The following is a 678-nucleotide window of genomic DNA, read 5'->3' as shown; positions in this document are numbered from 1 at the left end:
CACTCAAGCCCGCTTGCGGGCTTGAGCAACTTAGATTCATGGGCGTGCTTATGGACTTCTTAGAAGTCCATGCCGCCACTCAAGCCCGCTTGCGGGCTTGAGCAACTTAGATTCATGGGCGTGCTTATGGACTTCTTAGAAGTCCATGCCGCCCATGCCGCCCATGCCGCCGCCGCCCATGCCGCCTGGCATGCCGCCGCCAGCCGACTCCTTCTTCGGAGCCTCCGCGATCATGGCTTCGGTGGTGACCAGCAGGCCGGCGACCGAGGCCGCGTCCTGGAGAGCCGTGCGCACGACCTTGACCGGATCGACGATACCCATGGCGATCATGTCGCCATATTCGCCGGTCTGGGCGTTGAAGCCGAAGGTCGGACCCTTGTTCTCGAGGATCTTGCCGGCAACGATCGATGCTTCCGCACCGGCGTTGGCCGCGATCTGACGGGCCGGAGCCTGCAGCGCGCGACGCACGATGGCGATGCCAGCGGTCTGGTCGGAGTTGGCGCCGACAGCCTTGATGCTCAGCGAAGCGCGCAGGAGTGCGACGCCGCCGCCGGGAACGATGCCTTCTTCGACGGCCGCACGGGTCGCGTTGAGGGCGTCATCGACGCGGTCCTTCTTTTCCTTGACTTCGATCTCGGTCGCACCGCCGACGCGGATGACGGCAACGCCGCCCGCCAG

General features: G+C 65.2%; 1 protein-coding gene. It reads right to left on the bottom strand.

Annotated elements, in window-relative coordinates; all coding sequences use genetic code 11:
- Nucleotides 1–135: 135 nt before the first annotated feature.
- Nucleotides 136–678: TCP-1/cpn60 chaperonin family protein (locus tag AC0L3D_RS36865; protein WP_287376573.1), on the bottom strand; the 543-nt coding region annotated here is incomplete at its 5' end.

The organism is Mesorhizobium sp. WSM4837 (assembly GCF_055811435.1).
The sequence above is the reverse complement of the archived record's forward strand: the minus strand, read 5'-3'. Positions and strand labels throughout refer to the sequence as shown.